This is a genomic window from Cobetia sp. PS-4MA, from assembly GCF_057670765.1.
In genome coordinates, this window is sequence record NZ_CM173107.1 from 1,632,757 (window position 1) to 1,653,185 (window position 20,429).

The 20,429-nt window shown below is 61.0% G+C and carries 13 protein-coding genes; 6 read left to right on the plus strand and 7 right to left on the minus strand.

The window, feature by feature from the left end:
• Positions 1 to 64 precede the first annotated feature (64 nt).
• The 3 genes from AC26AR_RS07035 to AC26AR_RS07045 all read left to right on the plus strand — a co-directional run bounded on the left by AC26AR_RS07035 (position 65) and on the right by AC26AR_RS07045 (position 3,553).
• Positions 65 to 1,855, plus strand: coding sequence for a copper resistance system multicopper oxidase (locus AC26AR_RS07035; protein ID WP_404625373.1), 1,791 nt, complete (start codon positions 65 to 67; stop codon positions 1,853 to 1,855).
• A gap of 9 nt (positions 1,856 to 1,864) precedes the next feature.
• Positions 1,865 to 2,647 (plus strand): copper resistance protein B, encoded by a 783-nt coding sequence (locus AC26AR_RS07040; RefSeq protein ID WP_488107782.1) that lies wholly within the window; start codon positions 1,865 to 1,867, stop codon positions 2,645 to 2,647.
• 222 nt (positions 2,648 to 2,869) lie between these two features.
• Entirely contained in the window at positions 2,870 to 3,553 is a 684-nt protein-coding gene (locus AC26AR_RS07045; protein ID WP_404625376.1) for a c-type cytochrome, read from the plus strand.
• A gap of 85 nt (positions 3,554 to 3,638) precedes the next feature.
• Here AC26AR_RS07045 and AC26AR_RS07050 read toward each other — a convergent pair whose 3' ends face one another.
• The 3 genes from AC26AR_RS07050 to AC26AR_RS07060 form a co-directional block, all read right to left on the minus strand.
• Entirely contained in the window at positions 3,639 to 4,862 is a 1,224-nt protein-coding gene (locus tag AC26AR_RS07050; RefSeq protein WP_488107783.1) for a TauD/TfdA family dioxygenase, read from the minus strand.
• Between the two features lie 127 nt (positions 4,863 to 4,989).
• Positions 4,990 to 6,081: a GlxA family transcriptional regulator gene (locus tag AC26AR_RS07055; RefSeq protein ID WP_404625380.1), complete on the minus strand. Its 1,092-nt coding sequence runs from the start codon at positions 6,079 to 6,081 to the stop codon at positions 4,990 to 4,992.
• Between the two features lie 207 nt (positions 6,082 to 6,288).
• A complete protein-coding gene (locus tag AC26AR_RS07060) occupies positions 6,289 to 7,680 on the minus strand; it encodes a bifunctional diguanylate cyclase/phosphodiesterase (protein WP_279855494.1) in 1,392 nt (463 codons plus the stop codon).
• Between the two features lie 289 nt (positions 7,681 to 7,969).
• Between AC26AR_RS07060 and AC26AR_RS07065 the strand changes: the two genes are divergently transcribed.
• The 3 genes from AC26AR_RS07065 to AC26AR_RS07075 all read left to right on the plus strand — a co-directional run bounded on the left by AC26AR_RS07065 (position 7,970) and on the right by AC26AR_RS07075 (position 14,813).
• Entirely contained in the window at positions 7,970 to 10,387 is a 2,418-nt protein-coding gene (locus AC26AR_RS07065) for a DNA polymerase II (protein ID WP_488107784.1), read from the plus strand.
• A gap of 245 nt (positions 10,388 to 10,632) precedes the next feature.
• Positions 10,633 to 12,390, plus strand: a complete 1,758-nt coding sequence (locus AC26AR_RS07070; RefSeq protein ID WP_488107785.1) for a multidrug ABC transporter permease/ATP-binding protein — start codon at positions 10,633 to 10,635, stop codon at positions 12,388 to 12,390.
• Between the two features lie 359 nt (positions 12,391 to 12,749).
• The gene (locus tag AC26AR_RS07075; protein ID WP_404625386.1) at positions 12,750 to 14,813 is read left to right on the plus strand and encodes a TonB-dependent siderophore receptor; all 2,064 of its coding nucleotides are present in this window, start codon (positions 12,750 to 12,752) and stop codon (positions 14,811 to 14,813) included.
• A gap of 136 nt (positions 14,814 to 14,949) precedes the next feature.
• Here the strand turns inward: AC26AR_RS07075 and AC26AR_RS07080 are convergent, their stop codons facing one another.
• The 4 genes from AC26AR_RS07080 to AC26AR_RS07095 form a co-directional block, all read right to left on the minus strand.
• Positions 14,950 to 16,137: a DUF1513 domain-containing protein gene (locus AC26AR_RS07080; RefSeq protein ID WP_404625387.1), complete on the minus strand. Its 1,188-nt coding sequence runs from the start codon at positions 16,135 to 16,137 to the stop codon at positions 14,950 to 14,952.
• Between the two features lie 16 nt (positions 16,138 to 16,153).
• Positions 16,154 to 17,311, minus strand: coding sequence for an imelysin family protein (locus tag AC26AR_RS07085; RefSeq protein ID WP_404625389.1), 1,158 nt, complete (start codon positions 17,309 to 17,311; stop codon positions 16,154 to 16,156).
• An 86-nt stretch (positions 17,312 to 17,397) separates the two neighbouring features.
• Positions 17,398 to 18,870 (minus strand): di-heme oxidoreductase family protein, encoded by a 1,473-nt coding sequence (locus tag AC26AR_RS07090; RefSeq protein WP_417285934.1) that lies wholly within the window; start codon positions 18,868 to 18,870, stop codon positions 17,398 to 17,400.
• A 206-nt stretch (positions 18,871 to 19,076) separates the two neighbouring features.
• Positions 19,077 to 20,387, minus strand: coding sequence for an imelysin family protein (locus AC26AR_RS07095; RefSeq protein ID WP_404625392.1), 1,311 nt, complete (start codon positions 20,385 to 20,387; stop codon positions 19,077 to 19,079).
• Between the last annotated feature and the right edge of the window lie 42 nt (positions 20,388 to 20,429).

A 20,429-nucleotide genomic window follows, 5' to 3' on the forward strand; every position in this document is an offset into this window, starting at 1 on the left:
TTCGTTTCAGCTTGCCGTGGCTTCATCCATGTCATGACTTATCATTCATGACCCGGGGGCAACAATGGCCATGGCATCAGGAACCTCTGATTTCTCTGTATCTCGTCGTCAATTGCTGAAGGGAGGTTCTGCCCTGGGGCTAGGTACAATGGCGCTGGGAATGGCACCTGCCTGGGCCAATCCCTGGGGGCGAACATCGACGTATTCTCAAGGGGTTGTGCATGGCCCCGAAGTCTCGCTTGTCATTCGTCGTGAAGATTTCGACATCGACGGGCAGTTCGCGCGTCCCATCACGATCAATGGCAGCAGCCCCGGCCCCATGGTGCGTTTGAAAGAGGGGCAGGATGCTGTCATCAAGGTGACGAACCTGATGGATGAGCCGACCTCCATCCATTGGCATGGCATCATACTTCCCCCGGAAATGGACGGCGTGCCGGGTATCAGCTTCGCGGGAATCGCACCAGGCGAGACCTTTACCTATCGGTTTCCTGTCACGCAGAGCGGTACCTACTGGTATCACAGCCATTCAGGCCTTCAGGAGCAGGAAGGCCATGCTGGGCCCCTGATCATCGATTCAGCGACTCCCGAAGCCTTCACATATGATCGTGAGCATGTCCTGCTGCTCACTGACTGGACGTTTGAAGATCCCAAGACAGTCTTTCGCAATCTCAAGACCATGGAGGGGTATTACAACTTCCAGGAGCGGACTGTCGATGATTTCTTTGCGGATGCTCGGCGTAGAGGGCTGGTAGAGACGATCGAGGCACGCAGCATGTGGGCTGAGATGCGCATGAGTTCGCGGGATATCGCGGATGTCACCGGCAGCACCTATACGTATCTACTCAATGGTCAATCGCCTGAGGAAAATTGGACCGCGCTCTTCAAGCGTGGGGAAACCGTACGTCTGCGTGTCGTCAATGGCTCGGCAATGAGTTACTTCGATTTACGTATTCCAGGTTTGAAGATGACCGTGGTCGCTGCAGATGGCCAGCCAGTGCAACCGGTAGAAGTGGATGAGTTCCGCATTGCCGTGGCGGAAGCCTACGATGTGCTGGTGACACCGGAAGACGACAAGGCGTACACCATCTTCGCCGAAGCCATGGACCGCAGTGGCTATGCGCGAGCCACGCTGGCACCTCGCCCCGGGATGGAGGCGCCCGTACCTGAACGACGACAGATCGCTGATCGCGGGATGGAGGCCATGGGCGCTCATGCGGGTATGGATCATTCGCAGATGGCCGGCATGGACCATTCGCAGATGGCCGGTATGGATCATTCGAAGATGGCCGGTATGGACCATTCGCAGATGGCAGGCATGGATCATTCGAAGATGACGGGCCTGCAAGCCGATGTAGCCAAGGATGGCATGCTGATGGCGGGTGCTGTTCAGCAGGGGGCTCGTTACGACCAGGCAGGCATCGGTCTGGATCAATCGCTGCGTCGTGTATTGGTCTATCAGGACCTCAAGGCCCATGCGCCCTGGCCGGACAGACGTGGCCCCACGCGCGAGATGGAGCTGCATCTGACCGGCAACATGGAGCGCTATATGTGGTCCTTCGATGGCAAGAAGTTCAGTGAAGTCAATGGCCCGATTCACTTCAAGAAAGATGAGCGACTTCGGCTCATCCTGATCAATGACACCATGATGGAGCATCCCATACACCTGCACGGCATGTGGATGGAGTTGGAGAATGGTCAAGGAGATCTGATTCCTCGCAAACATACCTTGAATGTCAAACCGGGTGAGCGAGTGTCAGCGTTGATCACTGCAGATGCAGAAGGTAGCTGGGCTTTCCATTGCCATCTTCTGTATCACATGGACGCAGGTATGTTCCGTGTCGTAAAGGTTTCTTGAGGAGTCATCATGTCAATCAGTCATCATTCATTTTGTCTTGCCAGCGTGACGGCGTTTCTGTTCTCCAGTGCTGGTGTCTCTCAAGCGTTCGCTCAGGATGGCTATGATGCCCCGCAGTCATGGCCATCACCCATGGCAGAACATCTCCAGTGGAGTGCAGCATTCGATCGCCTGGAATATAGCCTTCCGAATAAGGGCGAGGACTCACTGGTATGGGATTTTCAGGCCTGGTATGGCGGAGATACCCATCGTGTCTATCTCAAGTCAGAAGGAGAAAATACCCAGGGCGATGGCGAAGACGCCGAGTTTGAGTCACTTGAGCTTCTTTATAGTCGCCTGATTGCCGATTTCTGGGAGTTTCAGTTTGGAGGTGGCTATCAGGGCGGCGTACTCAGCGATGATCATGATGAAAGCGTGTATGGGGTCTTCGGGCTTCAAGGGACTGCACCCTACAGAATCGAGACGGATGCAGCAGTCCAATATCGAGAGGGAGGCATCGTCACTGCCAGTCTGGAACTTGAACATGATATACGCCTGACGCAGCGCTGGTATCTACAGCCACGTAGTGAAATCGTCCTTGCTGCCAATGAATCCAGACAACAGGCTATCGGGTCGGGTCTCAATTCTGTGCGAATCGGCTTGCGTGCTCGCTATGAGGTGACTCGTAGAGTAGCTCCTTATGTAGGTATGTATTGGCAGCGGGAGTATGGCGAAACTGCTGATATGCGGCGTGAGGAAAGCGAGACGGTAGAAGATACGGGTGTCGTGATTGGGATCCGCATGATGTTCTGAAGCACGCTGGCGGCGGTGTTCAGTCATCAGGTTACGCCTCCGCGACGGTGACCAGCATTCGTGGCATTCGTGAAGACCTGCTCATGATTGGATACTGCGCCTTTCCTGAATTTCAGGAAGCATGACGAGGCAAGGCCCCATTGTCTGCATGGTGTCAGACGATCTGTTCATTGAATATGCTTGCTTGACCAAGGGATATGACATGAAAAAATGCTATGGGGAATGTGGCTGACGTTTATGATGCTGGCAACTCTTGGTGCGGGGGCGGTTTATTCCGGGGTCATCAGTGTGGCCGCGGATGACCCGCACTGGGGTTGGGTGTACGAAGTATTTGAAACGGCGCGTGATCGCTCCATCGAGTTCCACTCCAGTGCTATCCAGGCTCCCCTGCTTGATGATGAAGCCATGATTGTCGCCGGTGCAGGAAATTATGCCTCGATGTGCGCCTCCTGCCATCTGGCACCTGGTGTGTCAGAGACAGAACTCAGTAGGGGGCTTTATCCCAGTCCCCCGAATTTCGCAGCATCTACCATGAGCGGTGAGCCTCATGAGCGTTTCTGGGTCATCAAGCATGGGATAAAAGCCAGCGGAATGCCGGCATGGGGTCAGAGCATGCAGGATGAGTACATCTGGCAGATGGTCGCTTTCATGGAAGAACTTCCTGACATGAGTGCTGCGCGTTATACGGCCCTTGTGGCAGCGAGTGATGGTCATCAACATGGCGGAGGTGAGACTACGCTATCGCAGTCATCGCACCATGCTGATGGGGTTGGAGAGTTACCCCATGATGATGGGCATCATGATGCTTTGCAGGAAAGCCCTGCTCAGGAAAGTCATGGTCTGAAAAGCAACGGTGATGCAGATGGTCATTCTCACGCCGCGCATGATCAGGAGCATCAACATTGAAATCGCGTGCGATACTGGGCAGCCCCAGGCTTGTATGGAAACTTTCGGGGCTGCCATTTCTTTATGCCATCTTGATGTTCGAATATCAGACCGTAGGCGTTGCCTCGACCCGCTCCGCGCGCTCGGTACGCTTGAGCATGCGATAGCGCGAGCGTACCTCGTCACGCTCCAGGTAGCAGCCCTGCAGCCAGCGGCTGCCGCTGTCGCCTTCGAAGGCATCGCGGGCGTGCAGAAGGCGGCGATTGTCGAAGATGACAAGGTCACCTGGCGCGTAGGTGAAGCGCAGGGCGAAGCGCGGCTCACGCAGCATGCGCTGCAGTGTCATCAGGGCATCGTAGGCGATTTCGGTCTGCTCGAACGGTGCCATCATCGGGCCCCGCAGGAAGTCGGCGATCCGCACTTCCAGCAGCTCTCCCGCCTGGCCCAGCACGATCATTGGTGAATGCCAGACGTGATCGGTATTGCGCGAGGTATTGGCGTAACGCCAGTGCACCGTGGTGAGGGTCTCGTAGGCCTCTGGGTGTTCTTCCTTCAGTGCCGTGGCGATGGCGAAGCCATCCATCATCACCGCCATGCCGCCTTCCACGCTGTTCTCGATGCAATGCAGACACTGCAGGCCCGGCTGGTATTCCCGGGTCGGCAAGTCTACATGCGGTGGCAGTGCGATGGAGGTGTAGGCGTTGGAGTCCGGGTTCTGGATCGCGCGGACATTGAAGAGGTGACCGAAGTTGGTGGTGCGGATCGAGCCGATGCGCTCGGCGACCTTCTCCAGGGCGCCGGACTCCGCCGGCAGATTACGCAGACGCACCAGTCCCTTGCCGAGCAGCTCGTGCAGGGCCGGATTGAGGATCTCGGACTCCTGCTGGCTGCCATGCTCGGCACTGGCCAGGCGGGCGGCGTCGATGGTCGGGGGCTGTTCCAGCTGTTCACCATGCCAGAGAGCATGCGGCGGCAGTTCTGGCGGCAAGACACTCTGGTTGTCGTAATCATTGGCACGCAGGAAGCCCGGGTGGAAGCGCAGGCGGCGGTCTTCCGACGTGAACAGCACGCTGAGCGCACCGTCCTCATCGATGCTGGCCTTGGCGATCTCCGGCCATGCTGGCAGCTGGGAGAGATCCAGTATGCGTTCGCGTGTCACTGGATTGATGGTGGTGTCATCCGCGGCGTTCTCGCGCAACCAGACACTGTGGAAACGACTGACGCGTCCGTCGCTCCAGCTCACGCTGAGATAGCGCGCTTCGTGGGTGACCTTCACGAGAGTCTCGTCAATCGGCCAGCTGTCGTAGTCGGGTGTCATCGGGAGCGCCATGGAGAGTCCTTCCTTCTGTCGGTGATCAGTTCCCCGACAGAATGGCAGTCCATGTAGGTGTCTTCTGTGCCCAATTCGACACCATCTGTGCCCAATTCGACATCTGGTGGGCGCGTGGCGTGTCAGCTCATGAGACGGGACGCGGTGGCTGGCGTCGTGCCTGTGTCGGGGTGATCCCGAAGCGGCGACGAAAGGCGCGGGTGAAGCTCGAGTGCGATGTGAATCCGCAGGCCAGGGCGATATCGGTGATGCCGTGGCGGGTGTCATGAAGCAGACTGCGCGCATGCAGCAGGCGACGTTCTCCCTGATAGGCCTGAGGCGTGCATCCCAGCCCTTGCTGGAAGCGCCGCTCCAACTGACGCCATGAGAGCCCGAGCTCCTCGGCCAGTGCCTCGATGCTGAGTGGCGCCTCCAGGGTGTTTTCCATGCGCGTGATGGCACGTCTGAGCAGCGGATCTGCCAGGTCTGCCGATTGTTGACTGAGGCCGCGCTGCCGGCTGGCGGGCAGTCGTCCCTGATCGAGAATCAACTGATCGCGTACCGCCTGATAGAGCGTCTGGCCATGCTGGCGGCGGATCAGCTCCAGGCTCATGTCCAGCGGGGCGCTGCCTCCGGCGCAGAAGAAACCGTCATCACTGATTTCATAAAGAGACTCCACGGCATCCACCTCATCGAAGCGTTGGGTGAATTCCGGCAGGCTCTCCCAGTGCAATGTGACTGTCTTGCCCGTCAGCAGGCCTGCACGTGCCAGCACGAAGCAGCCGGTGTCCACGCCCCCGAGCTGGCAGCCGCTGCGGGAGCGCTGCTCAAGCCATTGGAGAGTACGATCTTCCAGATAGGCTTCCGGGGCAAAGCTGGTACATACGACCAGCTTGTCCACCGAGGGGAGCTCGTCACGTGCCGTGTCCACCGGCAGGACCATGCCGTTGGAGGCCTTGACCGGTGCGCCATCCTGACTGGCGAGTGTCCACTGATACAGGCGTGTCCCGCGCAGGCGATTGGCGATGCGCAGCGGTTCGATCATCGAGAACAGCGCGACCATCGCGAAACCCGGCAGAAGTAAGATGCCCAATTGGTGGCGCTCGTGCTGAGTCGGCGAGGCGAGCGCTGCCGTCAGGGGCGCGATGCCGGTGGGCTGCGCTGACAGAACGCCATCTTCCGCCAGGCCGACGGCGCTGCGGGAATCAGGGGAGGAGGCATGGGAGTCGTGTGATGACATGAACGCTCTGGCAATGAAGGCGTCGGGTGGCTTGGCATCGAGTCGAAGCCCATGACATTAGCCTGTTCGCTGGCAGAGCGCGAGGCGTCAGCCAATCCCCGCTCGATCGCTCGCGGGTCATCAGGGGGAGGGCGGTTGGCGGGAAACAAGAGGCCCGAGTGTGATCTCGGGCCCGTTTGGCGTGAAGGCAGACAGCAAGACTTTCTGTCACACCATCCTGAGGCAGTTCCGCCCATCTTCCTTGGCGGCATACATGGCCTCGTCCGCGCGAGCGATGAGCTGCTCGCGCGTGGCACGCTCGCTGGGTGCAAGACAGGTAAGTCCGATGCTCAATGACAGTGGCAGGCGTTGTCCAGCGTGCTCCACGACACTGTCCTTCATGCGCTGACGCAGCGTATTGATGCGTGTGGCAGAGTCGCTGAGCAGTGAATTGGGCAGGATGGCCAGAAATTCCTCACCTCCCCAGCGGGCGAGAGTATCCCCGGGCAGCAGAATGTCCTCGGCGAGGACACTCAGCTGCTGCAAGGCAAGGTCACCGGCGTCATGGCCGTAGTTGTCGTTGATCTTCTTGAAGTGATCGAAGTCCAGCAATGCGACGCACAATGGTTGGTCGACCTGGGAAGTCGACAGCGCGGTGATGCTCTCCTCCAGCACTTTCTGAGCATGACGTCGGTTGTAAAGGCCGGTCAGCGGGTCAGTGATCGCGACCTTCTCGAGCGCCTGATGGGCTTCCTTCAGAGCATTGATGTCATTGGCACGCGCGACTTCATGTCCGGCCCACAGTGCGATGAGACGCACCAGCTCGATATCCTGCGAAGTGAAGGGTTTCACCGGATCGGGGCTCGAGAAGTTGAAGGTACCGTAGCGTTCACCATCCACGATCACCGGCGCGCCGATGTAGGCTTCCAGATTGAAGTTGGAGTAGCAGGGATGGTTTCTGATCTCGCTGCTTGCCACATGGTGGAAGGCTTGTACGCTATCGGCCTTGTAGACGTGATCACAGTAGGTATCGCTGAGGGAGAAACTCAGTCCCGGTGCCAGCAGGTCTTCCGGATGGCAGGCACGCTGGACGACGTAATCACCATCCGTGATGCGGCTGAAGATACCGATGGGCAGGCCAAAATGGGCACATCCCAGTTTCAGGAGTTCATCAATGCGATCATTGAAGGACAGCTGGCGCGAAGAGGTGATGGCGTGGAGTCGGTGCAGGGTGTGCTCTGCTGTCACGCGACGAGAGACATCGCGGATCAGGCCGAACATGAAGGTGTTGTCGCTGGACGGGTCCTTGATGGGGCCGCCGAGTGTCTCGCCATAGAAGAAGCTGCCATCCTGACGTCGATAGCGAATGACCCGCCCCTCCCTGGGGGGCAGGGCATCGGTGCGGAATTGTCTCGTGCCCTGGCGCTCGAATTCATCGTTGGAGGCATACAGTATGCGTGTCTGCTGGCCGATCAGCACGTCACGCGGATAGCCGAATGCCTTTACCGCGCTGTCGTTCATGTAGGTGATGTGTCGCTGATCATCCGCAAGCAAGATGATATCGTCGATCTGGCCAAGCATCTGGCCCAGCAGGGTTTGAATCATCTCAAAGCGTTGCATGACGCATGCTCCTTGAGTCGTGCCGGTATCTTGGGAGGGGCATTCCTTGCCGCAGTCGTCATTCACATCGCTGGGAAGGCACGGACGTTACCGTCATCAAGCAGTGGCGTCGCGACGGCTGTTGCACGTTACTGAATTCATTTTAACGTATGGGGATGCAGTCGCGTCTTGATCTCATCCCGCTCGGCATTCGTATATTCAACGTAAGGGTATTGCAGTGCCAGAGGCCGTATCGTCAGGTTCCCCCCAACCGTCCACTCGCCAGGATGACCTCGAGCCGGACACAGGCGTGAAAGCGACTCCCACCACGGCTCATCAGGGCTTCGTGATGACGCGACACTGGCGGGATACGCCGGAAGGTGTCGTGATCAGCGTCTGGATTCGCACCGAGGATGGCGGGATGCGAGTCCAGACCCAGCCCCAGGAGGTGGTCGCTTTCCTGCCAGCTGAACAGCAGGTGCTGGCGCAGACTCTGGTCCGCTTCCAGCCCGGGGCCGAGTTGCGCCCGTTGGCACTGGAAGACTTTCATCATCGTTCGGTGGTGGGGCTTTACTGTCGCGAATACCGCACGTTGGGGCAGCTGGCACGTCGTTTGAAAGCGATCGGTGTCGACGTCTATGAGGCGGATGTCCGTCCGCCTGATCGCTATCTGATGGAGCGTTTCATCACGGCGGGCGTCACGGCGCGTGGTGAGCGTCACGCCGATGGCAGTCTGCACAATGCACGCCTCATGCCGCTTGACGGCTACCGTCCTCCCCTGCGCTGGGCATCGCTGGACATCGAGACCGATGCCCGGGGCAACCTGTATTCCATCGCGCTTGAAGGCTGCGGCCAGCGTCAGGTCTACATGCTGGGCCCGGCGAACGGTGAGACGACTGCCCGATGCGACTTCGGGCTCGAGTATCGGGACAGCCGGCGTGAATTGCTGCAGTGCCTGATCGACTGGGTGGCACGCCACGATCCGGACGTCATCATCGGCTGGAATGTCATCCAGTTCGATCTTCGCATGTTGGTGCGGCTCTCGGAGGCCGAGAATCTGCCTCTGCGCCTGGGGCGCGATGGCAGCACGATGCAGTGGCGAGCGCATTCGCGTCAGGCGGAGCATTATTTCGCCGAGATTCCCGGCCGGTGGGTGGTGGACGGCATCGAGGCGCTCAAGTCGGCCTTCTGGCATTTCGAGTCGTTCAGCCTCGAGAATGTCTCGCGTGACCTGTTGCAGGAAGGCAAGGCCATCGATGATCCCTATTCCCGTCTGGACGAGATCTTGCGCATGTTCGCCGAGGACAAGCCGTCGCTGGCGCGCTACAACCTCAAGGATTGCGAGCTGGTCACGCGTATCTTCGAGCAGACGCGGCTGATGGAATTTCTGCTGGCGCGGGCCAGTGTCACCGGACTTGAAGCCGACCGTAGCGGTGGCTCGGTGGCGGCCTTCACCCACCTTTATCTGCCGCGCCTGCATCGACTCGGCAAGGTCGCGCCCAATCTGGGAGATGTGGTGGGGGAGGACAGTCCCGGCGGCTTCGTGATGGACTCCCAGCCCGGACTCTACGACTCGGTACTGGTGCTGGATTTCAAGAGTCTGTATCCCTCCATCATCCGGACCTTCCTGATCGACCCGCTGGGGCTCATCGAAGGGTTGCATGAGTCGGATGATGTGTCGTTGGGCCAAAGCGTCCCGGGGTTTCTCGGTGCGCGGTTCTCGCGTGACAAGCATTGTCTGCCCGCCATCGTCGCAGAGATATGGCAGGCGCGGGACGCCGCCCGGGCGGCAGGCGATGTGCCGCTGACGCAAGCGCTCAAGATCATCATGAACGCCTTCTATGGCGTGCTGGGCTCACGCGGTTGCCGATTCTTCGACCCGCGTCTGGCCTCCTCGATCACACGGCGTGGCCATCAGATCATCCAGCAGACGGTGGCGTTGATCGAAGCACGCGGCTACACCGTGATCTACGGTGACACCGACTCCACCTTCGTCTGGCTTGGCGAGGCGCACACGGAGGAGGAGGCCGGTGAGATCGGCCGTGAACTGGCCGCCCATGTCACCGCCTGGTGGCAGCGGCATCTCAAGGACAGTCTGGGGCTCGACAGTGCTCTGGAGCTCCAGTTCGAGACCCATTATCAGCGTTTTCTGATGCCCACCATCCGGGGAGCAGAGGAGGGCAGCAAGAAGCGCTATGCAGGCCTCCGGCAGACGGGGGAGGAAGGTGGGAGCGAGCTGGTGTTCAAGGGGCTCGAGTCCGTGCGCTCCGACTGGACGCCGCTGGCCAAGGTATTCCAGCAAGGCCTGTACCGTCGCATCTTCGAGGGAAGCCCCTACCAGGAGTATCTCAAGCGCTACGTGCAGGAGTCTCTGCAGCGCCATGCTCAAGGGACTGACAGCCACTCTGACGTGGATGCGCTGATCTATCGCAAGCGCCTGCGGCGACGTCTGGATGACTATCAGCGCAACGTGCCCCCGCATGTGCGGGCAGCGCGTCTGGCGGATGACGAGAATCGTAGGCGCGGCCTGCCGTTGCGTTACCAGCGTGGCGGCTGGATTCGCTACGTGATGACCACTGCCGGGCCGGAGCCTGTCGAGTACCTGCGCTCTCCCATCGATGTGGAGCATTATCTGAGTCGTCAGCTCAAGCCCGTTGCCGATGGCATTCTTCCGTTCGTGAAGGATGATTTCGATCGTCTGCTGGATCGCCAGATGACGCTATGGTGAGATTCACGGCCACTTGAGTGGCCCGTGACCGCCGAGCGCCATGAGCGGGGGCGGTCCTCGCGGGGACAGGTGCAGAGAGCAGGATCGCGCGACGGCACCTACCGCTGTCATTTCGTAGTGATAATATTTCTTATTATTTCTTGCATTAAAGTATGCGCGCCGTAAGATTCCTGTCGGCGCAGTCACATGAGCTGCGTCGCCGCCTTCTGGTGGCGGTCTGATTGCCATGGTGCCCGGGAGCAGGTGTGACGTTACTGAAAGTGGTTCTTGCCCATTATCGCTGGTCCTTTCTTGGTGTGATCTTTCTGAGCCTTGTCAGTGCAGGGCTGGGAATCGGTGTCATTGCCTATATCAACCAGCGACTCATCGCGCATTCTGCCACCGTCCCCCTGGACGAGGGGCTTGCGGCCCATGTCGGGGTGCTTCCGGAGTTTCTCGGACTGATTCTGCTGTTGTTGGCGATTACCCTGGGGGCACAACTGGCGTTGACGACGCTGGGGCATCATTTCGTGCACGGACTGCGCGGGCGTCTGGTCAAGCAGATCCTCGATACCGATATCGAGCGGCTCGAGCAGCTGGGCAGCGCCAACCTGCTGGCGAGTCTGTCCAGTGACATCCGCAACATCACCCTGGCGTTCGTGCGCCTGCCGGAACTGGTGCAGGGCATCGTGCTGACCCTCGGAGCCGTGTTCTATCTTGGCTGGCTATCCCCCGGCATGATGCTGGTCACCGCCATCTGGGTGACCTTGACCATCATGGGGGGCAGCTGGCTGGTCACGCGAGTCTATCGCCACCTGGCCGAGGTGCGTGAAGCGGAGAGTCGCCTTTACGCCGACTATGAGGCGGTCATCGATGGGCGCAAGGAGCTGGCGCTCAATCGACCCCGTGCGCGTGACTATTTCGACACCCGCTATAGCGTCAATGCCCGTGAGTATCGCCATCACGTCGTGCGCGCGGATACCTACCACCTGAGCGCCGTCAACTTCTCCAACATCATGATGCTCGGCGCCATCGGCATCGTCTTCTATCTGGCCAATGGCCTGGGCTGGGCCAGTGGTGAAGTCGCCGCAACCTTTTCCCTGACGCTGCTGTTTCTGCGCACGCCCTTGATCCAGGCCGTGGGGGCATTGCCGACTCTGCTGGGGGCGGATGTGGCCTTTGCCAAGCTGCGCAAGCTGGCATTGGCACCGGTCAACGCCGATTTCGCGTCTCCTCAAGATGCACCGCCGCAGGGACATGCGTCAGCCGCAGACACGTCGGCCGGGTCTGACTGGCAGACCCTGAGTCTGCAGGGTGTCTGCTTCCGCTACGCCGGCCGCGAGACCCTGGGACAGGACATTGCGCACAACGACGCGCAGGCCTTCTGCGTCGGTCCGCTGGATCTTACCCTCAGGCGCGGAGAGCTGGTCTTCCTGGTCGGTGGCAATGGCAGCGGCAAGTCGACCCTGGCCAAGCTCTTGACCGGCCTCTATCGGCCGACATTAGGCTCACTTCTGCGGGACGGGCACCCGATAGGAGAAGACGAGCGGGAAGCCTGGCGTCAGCAGTTCTCGGCGGTCTTCACTGATTTCCATCAGTTCGATCGCCTGCTGGGTCCGACCGGTGAGCCGGCAGATCCGGCATTGATCGCACAATGGATCGACTACCTGCAGATGCGCGAGAAGCTGGTGCTCGAGGAGAACCGTGTGATCAACACCGAGCTGTCTCAAGGGCAGCGCAAGCGACTGGCGCTGTTGATGGCCGTGGCAGAGCGTCGCGACATCGTGTTGTTGGATGAATGGGCGGCAGATCAGGACCCGCAGTTCCGTCGTATCTTCTATCGCGATCTGTTGCCGCGTCTGCGCGAGATGGGCAAGACGGTCTTCGCCATCAGTCACGATGATCATTATTTCGCGCAGGCGGACAGGTTGTTCGAGATGCGCGCCGGCACGTTGCAGGAGTTGTCGGGCGCCCAGCGTGATCGCATCAGCCAGGATGCCGTCGCGCGTCTGGATGAAGCCTGAAACAACCCGTTCGGGCTGGCGGCGGGGGCGGCCGCGGGATGCCGCGGTCGCTCATTTCCTCCGACATCACCAGACAGGCAGTGGCAGGACGTGAGCCCCGGAGGCGGTCTCATGTGATGTATCAGGGATGATGCCCGGCTGCAGCGTGAATCGCCCCTCGGGGTACTGCAGTCGGTCAGACGCGCCATTCTCGGGATTGCATGCTGGTGCATGCAGAACGGTGTGTCACCACGGCTCACATTAGATGAATACGAATCATCCTGATTCCATTCCGTATTCGCCATGAGCGTGCCAGTGAGAGACGCCACGAGACGGAAGGGGAGATTGACCACACAACGATCGTTGCAAGGGAACACGACATGTCCAGACATCCAACATCACGGCAGACACCTGTCCGGCCGGCACTCGCCTCTCTAACGCATGCCATTCGGCTCTGTATCGCGGCGGGACTCCTGTCACAGTCGGCCAGCGCGCTGGCCGCCGAGACCGATGACACCATGGTCGTGGTCGGCACGGCACTGAAAGTCGATGCGCCGCTGGTGGAGACGCCGCGTCCGGTCTCGACGGTCAATCGCGAAGAGCTCGACACGCGCAACGTCCAGCAGCTCGATGAAACCTTCCGTTACCGTGCCGGCGTCCTGTCTGGCCATTATGGGTCCGACAACAATACCGACTGGTTCAAGGTGCGTGGCTTTGATCAATCCACCTATCAGGATGGCCTGCGCATCTACCGTGAAGGCTTCTATCAGTGGTTGCCGGAGACCTGGGGCCTGGAGCGGGTCGATCTGTTCAAGGGGCCTTCCTCCATCCTCTATGGTGAGGCGCCTCCCGGCGGGTTGATCAACGCCATCAGCAAGCGCCCCACCGATGAGCCGCAGAGCGAGATTCAGATTCAGGTCGGCAATCGCGGTCTGCGCCAGACGGGGCTTGATACCAGTGGGTATCTGAGCGAGTACGGGGATGTGCGCTATCGTCTGGTCGGGCTGTACCGCGAACGTGATGGGGATCTGGATCATACCGAGAACGAGCGCTACTACTTCGCGCCGAGTCTGACCTGGGACATCTCTGAGGCAACCCAGCTGACGCTGCTCGCCAGCCTCCAGAAGGATGATGGCGTCCCCACCAATGCCTTCAAGCTGGCCTATGGCACCCATGATGATACGCCGTTCGGCAAGGTGGACCCGCAGACCAACTACAGCGAACCGGGGTATGACAAGGATGAGCGTACCCAGACCTCCCTGGGCTATGAGCTGCGCCACCAGCTGAACGACACCTGGGCGCTGGAGCAGGATTTCCGCTATAGCCAGCTGGATCTCGACCTGATCAGCAGCTACATCCTCTATCAGTCCTCGGCGCGCGAGGGACAGCGGGGGCTGCTGTACCGCGAGGGCACCATCGACAGCTATACCGTCGACAATCGGGCCATCGGCAAGTGGTATGGCGAGCGCACCGAGAACACCTTGCTGCTGGGCGTGGATTATCAGAATCTGAGCCTGTCGGGCAAGGAAGCGGATGACTATGCCTTCGGCGATCCGATCGATCTGTTTGACCCGCAATACGGCAATTACACCGCCTTGAGCGATGACCAGATCACGCGGCGCGATATCGACAAGGAGCAGATCGGCCTCTACGTGCAGGATCAGCTGCGCATCGATGACAAGTGGGTGCTGCTGGCGGGCGTGCGCTACGACCAGGCCGAGACCGAGAACGTCAATCAGACGACGGGGTCACGTGAGCGCTCCGATGATGACGAGATCAGCTGGTCGGGCGGGGTGATGTACCTGAGTGACTTCGGCCTCAACCCCTATCTGAGCTATACCGAATCCTTCGAGCCGATCAGCGCGACCGATGATCGCGGTTCGCTCTATGAGCCTCGCGAAGGACGCCAGTGGGAACTGGGCGCCAAGTATCAGCCCGCCGGCTGGGATGGCTACGTGACGGCGGCTGTCTTTGACCTCACCGAAGACAATACGCTGGTCACGACCGGCGGAATCCAGGTGCAGGAGGGCGAGCGTCAGTCGCGTGGCTTCGAGCTGGAAATGGTCGGTTATCTGACGGACCATCTCAAGCTGACCTCGGCGTATACCTATACCGATGCACGCCTGGAAGACGATGTGCGTGCCCCGCTGATACCGCGCCACCAGGCCTCCAGCTGGCTGGATTACGCCTTCGAGCTTGGTGCCCTGGAGGGGCTGCGTCTTGGGGCGGGTGCCCGTTATGTCGGCGAATCGGTAGATGGCGATGCCACCGTGTCCGACTATCTGCTGTTCGATGCGATGGTCGGGTATGACTTCACCCGCGAGCTGAGCGCTCAGGTCAATGTCAGCAACCTCACCGACAAGGAATATGTCGCCAGCTGCAGCTACTGGTGCTACTACGGGGAATCCCGCAGCATCATTGGCAGTCTGAGCTATCGCTTCTGATTCCTTGCGCCTTTGTATCATGTCCTTTTGAACGACAACGCCCCGCAGGCGGATGCCTGCGGGGCGTTGTCGTTTCCTGCCGCGTGCCACACTCTCGCCCGCGACCTGGAGCACGGGTCATCCCGTGATGCGCCGTCTACATCAACGCCAGATGGTTGTCCCAGTGGGTATTGGCCAGGCGCACCGGCCCCAGCGCCGGCAGCCCGTCCTCATCGATCAGCAGCCATTCTCCGCGACCATTGCTGACCACGAACCCCGCGGGAGTCTCCTGAGTGGCCGGTACTGCCAGCGCCCCCGCACAGTCGGCGAAGTCCAGTGTCGTCTCAAGCTCGCCGGTCTCGAGGTTCCACAGCGTGATCAGGTTGCCCCGGGGGGCAGTGGCCACCGCCAGGTGGCCCTCGGGGGCGATGGCGATGCTCGCGATGTACTGCTTGAACTGAGGGACGTATTCCGGCGGTAGCGGCAATTCCTGCAAGGTCTCGCTGGCGGGGCGCTTCATCACCACTAGGGGGTGATGGTCCGAGGCAGGTCCCTGATACTGATACCCCGCGACGATGGTGCCATCGCGGCTGACATCCAGATGACGCAATGACAGCTGATGATGCGATGGCTCGCCTTGCCAGTGAATCTCGCCCGAGACGCGATCCAGCAACGTCAGATTGGACTGCATCGACTCCAGATTGAGCTTCACGCGACCGGTCTCCGGGCGCGTGAGAATTCCGCCATTGGCGATGATCAGCTGCCGACCGTCCGGATGCAGACGGATCTCATGCGGGCCGATCCCGCCACTGGCGAACTCGCCAAGTCGCGCGAAGTCGCGATGCATGTCGTAGATCCCGATACGGCCTTCCCCGGAGGTGATGGCGTTCTCGGTGGTGTAGAGCAGACCGCCATCCGGGCTGAACACGCCATGTCCATAGAAGTGGCGGTCCGGCGCGGCTTCGATGCGCGTGATCCGCTCACCGGTCTCGAGATCGAAGACATTGATTTCGGTGCCGGGGCGCCGGGCGAAAATCAGCGCCCAGGGCTTGTGAGGATGGCGGGTGGCGCCATGGGCGCGTTCCTTGATGGGCTGACGCCAGCGTTCCTGTCCCTGGTAACTGGTACAGCTGGCAAAGTGCTGCCCCGTGTCATCGTCACAGGCCGAGATGGCCACCCCGGCTGGCACATGGCCTCGAGCACTGGCGGCATTGTTGCCACCGGCCAGTGCCGCGCCGCCGGGTAACCCCAGCAGCGGGGTGCAGGCCAATGCCTTGAGCAGTCGCCGGCGCTGACGTGCCTCCGTTGGATGGGTATCCAGCATGCCATGTCCTGTCTTGCTCACGTGCTTCACTCCCGAATCAATCGCCATCGGTACTGTTGAAGCCCAGAGACAGGCCGAGTGCCGGGTTGAGCGTGTCAGCGAAGCCTGCCTGCAGGGTCTCGAGGTGGATCATGGCCTGCTGCAGATCGCCATTGCGCGGGTCGTCGCGCAACATGCCAGCAAGATCCGCCGGCAGGGCGGCGAAGGCGTCACGCGCATCGGCAAAGTCTCCGGTGGTGGAGGCCACCATGCGCGGGTCGACCTGCTGATTCAGGTAGCCCTGAATGCCTGCGACCTCGTCATTGCCGAGCCAGAGCGTCTCCATCATCGCAAGCGTCGCCCCGATGTTGGCAAGCCCCATACCGCCACGCCAGGACTCTGCCGCGTAGGGGTTGGCCGTGCCGCCGTTGTCGAGCCCGATCGGGCGGCGCAGCTTGCGGTCCTTGATGGCCTCAAGCTGCACGGTCATCGCGCGTACCAGGGAAAGCACGGCGTCACGTGGATCGCTGAAGGCGCCAGTGCCATCGGCCAGTTGTGGCGCGAACTGCTGCCACTCTTCGAGCAACGTCTTGCCGGTGCTGGCGGCGTAGGCGGTGTTGGCCGTCATCAGCTCACACCGCCGCGTGTTGGCGGTGAGGGGCGAGTCGGCATAGCGGGCATCGAACAGTTGATATTCCACACTGCCCAGCCCCTGCATGACGATGGATTGCTGCGCCAGGCCATCGGCCGTGATCGGGGCATCGCCAGCGAGCAGGGCGCGTGTCTTGCCTGACACCAGATCCTTCTTGTCTGGCCAGAAATACAGCTGCCATTGGCGAGAATTCTGCAGGATAGGCCCCATCTCGACCCAGTTGACCTGATTCAGACCCAGCATGGCGCTGCGCCAATCCTCCTTGAGCGTCTCGAGCGTCACGTCACCCTTGGCGGAGCAGAACGCCTGGCTGTGCTGCGAGAGTTGCGCCAGGCGGTTGGCGAGCTGCTGGTGGGCTTCGCTCAAAGTGTCAGCGGCAAACTGGCTGACGGCGTCCGCGCTGGTGGTGTTGGCGCTAGAAGAGTCCGATGCCGCCAGTGTGCTCGTCGACAGCAGTGCGGTGCCCAGCAGGGTCATGGCGGAGGTCATCAGCGCCAGGGGCGAGGGCTTGCGCGTGAAAGGTTTCATCGGGATGGCAGCAGAGGTGAAGGTGTCACGGGACATGTCGCGGGATTCCTTGTCAGAACGGCACGCCAGGCGAAAGTCGGGGGCGTGCCAGAGTCGGCTGGCGGGTAGAGGCTGAGAAGAGATCAGAGCGATTCCAGGAAGCGCAGCAGCGCCTGCCGCTGGTCAGTCGGCAACGCCACGACCTTGTCTCGACTGGCCCTGGCTTCCCCGCCATGCCAGAGCACGGCTTCAAGCAGGGTGCGGGCGCGTCCATCATGCAGGAAGCCCGTCGCGGGATTGACCGTCTGCGCCAGGCCGATCCCCCAGAGTGGCGGTGTGCGCCACTCATTGCCGGTTGCCTCGAATTCGCGGCGATCATCTGACAGGCCATCGCCCATGTCATGCAGCAGCATGTCGCTGTAGGGCCAGATCGTCTGGTCAGCCAGTTGGGCGGCCACACCACCGGACGCGGTCGTCAGGCGTGGTCGGTGGCAGCTGGCGCATTCAAGCTCCCGGAACAGTTGCTCGCCTTCGCGCACCGTCGGGTCGTCGAGGTCACGTCGTGTCGGCACGGCGAGATTGCGCGAATAGAACGCCACATTGTCCATGACGTTGTCTTCCACCTCGATGGTGCCCCCGTTGGGCAGGTCTGCGCATTTCTGGACCGGCGTGCAATCGGTGGAGCTGACCAGATTCGATGTCAGGCCCATGTCGCCGGCGAACGCCTTGGCGCTTTGCTGGCGAACGTCGGGTTGGCCGGCCTTCCAGCCAAAACGCCCCATGACCTCGTGCTGCTCGGTCAGTGACCAGACGGTATTGGCGCGACCGCTGATGCCATCGCCATCCGCATCCTGCGGGTCGGCCCACTCGAGCAAGGTCTCCTCGCTGACCGCCTCGAGCAGCCCGAGGCCTACCATGCCCGGGGCAAGGCGCGGTGAGAGTGCAATGGGGCCAGGGTCGCCGAAGCCAGCCTCGACCAGGGAATAGCGCGGTTTGCGCAGCAGAACGACCTCTCCATCCGCCAACGGGACGGGCATCTCTTCATGGACGACCTGCATGCGGCCTTCGCGCTCGATACCGGGCACCGCGGCATTCTGCAGCTGAGTGCCATAGACGGGGTGCGGCATCACTCCAGCGATGCGGCGGAATTCACGCTCCTCATCGCTCCAGCTGTCCTCGTGGCTGTCCGGCATGCCCAGGCGCAGGAAGAGGCCCACCGAGGGGTCGCTCTCGGCCGGCAGACTGCCGCGTCCATCCTTGACGTGGCAGTTCTGGCAGGCATTGGTGTTGAACAGCGGGCCAAGGCCATCGCGAGCGGTGGTGCTGGCGGGCGCGATCACCCATGGGCTCTTGAAGAAGCTGTTGCCGACGCTGAAGGACAGACGTTGATCGAAGCTCAGGTTCTTGGCCGGCAGGGAATAGGCATTGGTATCGTGCTTGCGCACGCTGCCCTCGCCACCACTCTTCGCGGTGTCCTGCAGTGGCAATGCGGCCAGATAGGCGCTGACGGTCAGCGGTGTCTGGGCGGCCTGTGCCACGCCCTGGGGCAGGGCGGTCAGTGCGATGGCAAGCGACAACGCGTGAAGGATCGGGTGTTTCGGGATGACGTGTGGCATTGATGTAGGTCCTGGCTTGCGCGGTCAGGCTGCGAGTCCATCAATGGCCTTCGGGCAAGGCACTCTGAAGAATTAGCAGGCGCGCATAAAATGCTGGCACGAAAGCATCAACGCCCGAACCTGTACGAGACAGGTTCGGGCGAGGGGGCTGCGCGGCCATGGGCGGTTTCATCACCGCCCATGGCCTGGCAATCTCGGGTGAGTGCCTAGAATTCGTGATCCGCGGTATCGGCCTTCATTCCGCTGATGCCGACGTCGTTGGCAATCTCTTCGATCAGGCGCGTCTGCGCGACCAGGTCTTCGATGCTGGCATTGATGATCTCGGCACCCTCGGCATTGCCCGGGGCGATCATCTGATCAAACTTCATGCCGTCTTCGGCGTCTGCCGTATCCACCATCACCTGCAGCTGGCCCATGGTGGTGTCCAGCGCCTCGTGCATCTTCTCGGCCAGCTCCGGGTCATTCTGGGCGACGAGTGCGTGCAATGACGGGCCTTCGAAGGTACGGCCATCCAGCGTCACGTACGTGCCTTCATAGACGTTCTGGATGCCCTTGGCATTGTAGAAGTGCGAGTAGTGGGTGTTGTCGGAGAAGCAGTCGTGCTCGTCCTCGAAGGAATTGGCTTCCAGCGCGACCTTCATGCGCTCACCGGCCAGCTCGCCCAGTGACAGGGAGCCCATGCCGAACAGCATCTTCTCGAGGCCTTCACCGGCCGGCAGGGAGGTCAGCTCGGCGCGATAGTTGCCCTTGTCGCCCTGTGCCCACTGGCCGACCATGTATTCCAGGTCATTGATCAGCAGGTCGTTGGCCGCCAGCAGGTAGGCGCCACGGCGGTCACAGTTGCCGCCGGTGCAGTCCTCTCCCTTGGCATAGTCCGACGCCGGACGCTCGCCTGCGCCAGACTCGAAGCCATGCATGTCCTGGCCCCAGAGCAGGAATTCGATGGCGTGGTAGCCGCTGGCCACGTTGGCCTCGAATCCGCCCAGCTCGTTCAGGGAGGCCAGCAGCTCCGGGGTGATCTCGGTAGTGTCGATCTTGTCGGCACCGATCTGCACGCTGTCGTTGGCGATGATGTTGGCGCTGGCGCCCGGGTTGCCCAGTTCCGCCTGATAGCCGTCGCCTTCGACGTAGTCGATCAGGCCTTCATCCAGCGGCCAGGCATTCAGCTGACCTTCCCAGTCATCGACGATGGCATTGCCGAAGCGGAAGACTTCACTCTGCTGGTACGCCACGCGCGCCTGTTTCCAGGCAGTGCGAGCCGCGGCAAGCGTCGCCTCGGACGGAGCTTCGATCAGCGCGGCGTTGGCGGCGCGCAGGGCATTGGCGCTGGCCAAGGCATCGCTGTAGGTGGCATGGGCCACGTTGGCGTACTGGTCAACGACGGCTTCAGCGCTCACCTTGCGATCATCGTGTGCATGGCCTTCATGCGCCTGGGCGGTAGAGCCGATCAGTGCCACGGAGAGCGCGATGGCGGCAGCCAGCGGCTTGCGAGCGATAGGACGGAAATGTGCGGACATGAGGTTCCCTTGAACAGTCTTTTATTATGCAGATCGCGTGAC

What these genes read in the sequence shown, in the direction of transcription:
- AC26AR_RS07055 (WP_404625380.1), bottom strand. Translation starts at nt 6,081, where the DNA reads ATGTCATCACACGACTCCCATGCCTCCTCCCCTGATTCCCGCAGCGCC.
- AC26AR_RS07085 (WP_404625389.1), bottom strand. Translation starts at nt 17,311, where the DNA reads ATGTCCCGTGACACCTTCACCTCTGCTGCCATCCCGATGAAACCTTTC.
- AC26AR_RS07095 (WP_404625392.1), bottom strand. Translation starts at nt 20,387, where the DNA reads ATGTCCGCACATTTCCGTCCTATCGCTCGCAAGCCGCTGGCTGCCGCC.
- AC26AR_RS07075 (WP_404625386.1), top strand. Translation starts at nt 12,750, where the DNA reads ATGTCCAGACATCCAACATCACGGCAGACACCTGTCCGGCCGGCACTC.
- AC26AR_RS07035 (WP_404625373.1), top strand. Translation starts at nt 65, where the DNA reads ATGGCCATGGCATCAGGAACCTCTGATTTCTCTGTATCTCGTCGTCAA.
- AC26AR_RS07040 (WP_488107782.1), top strand. Translation starts at nt 1,865, where the DNA reads ATGTCAATCAGTCATCATTCATTTTGTCTTGCCAGCGTGACGGCGTTT.
- AC26AR_RS07045 (WP_404625376.1), top strand. Translation starts at nt 2,870, where the DNA reads ATGTGGCTGACGTTTATGATGCTGGCAACTCTTGGTGCGGGGGCGGTT.
- AC26AR_RS07060 (WP_279855494.1), bottom strand. Translation starts at nt 7,680, where the DNA reads ATGCAACGCTTTGAGATGATTCAAACCCTGCTGGGCCAGATGCTTGGC.
- AC26AR_RS07050 (WP_488107783.1), bottom strand. Translation starts at nt 4,862, where the DNA reads ATGGCGCTCCCGATGACACCCGACTACGACAGCTGGCCGATTGACGAG.
- AC26AR_RS07090 (WP_417285934.1), bottom strand. Translation starts at nt 18,870, where the DNA reads ATGCCACACGTCATCCCGAAACACCCGATCCTTCACGCGTTGTCGCTT.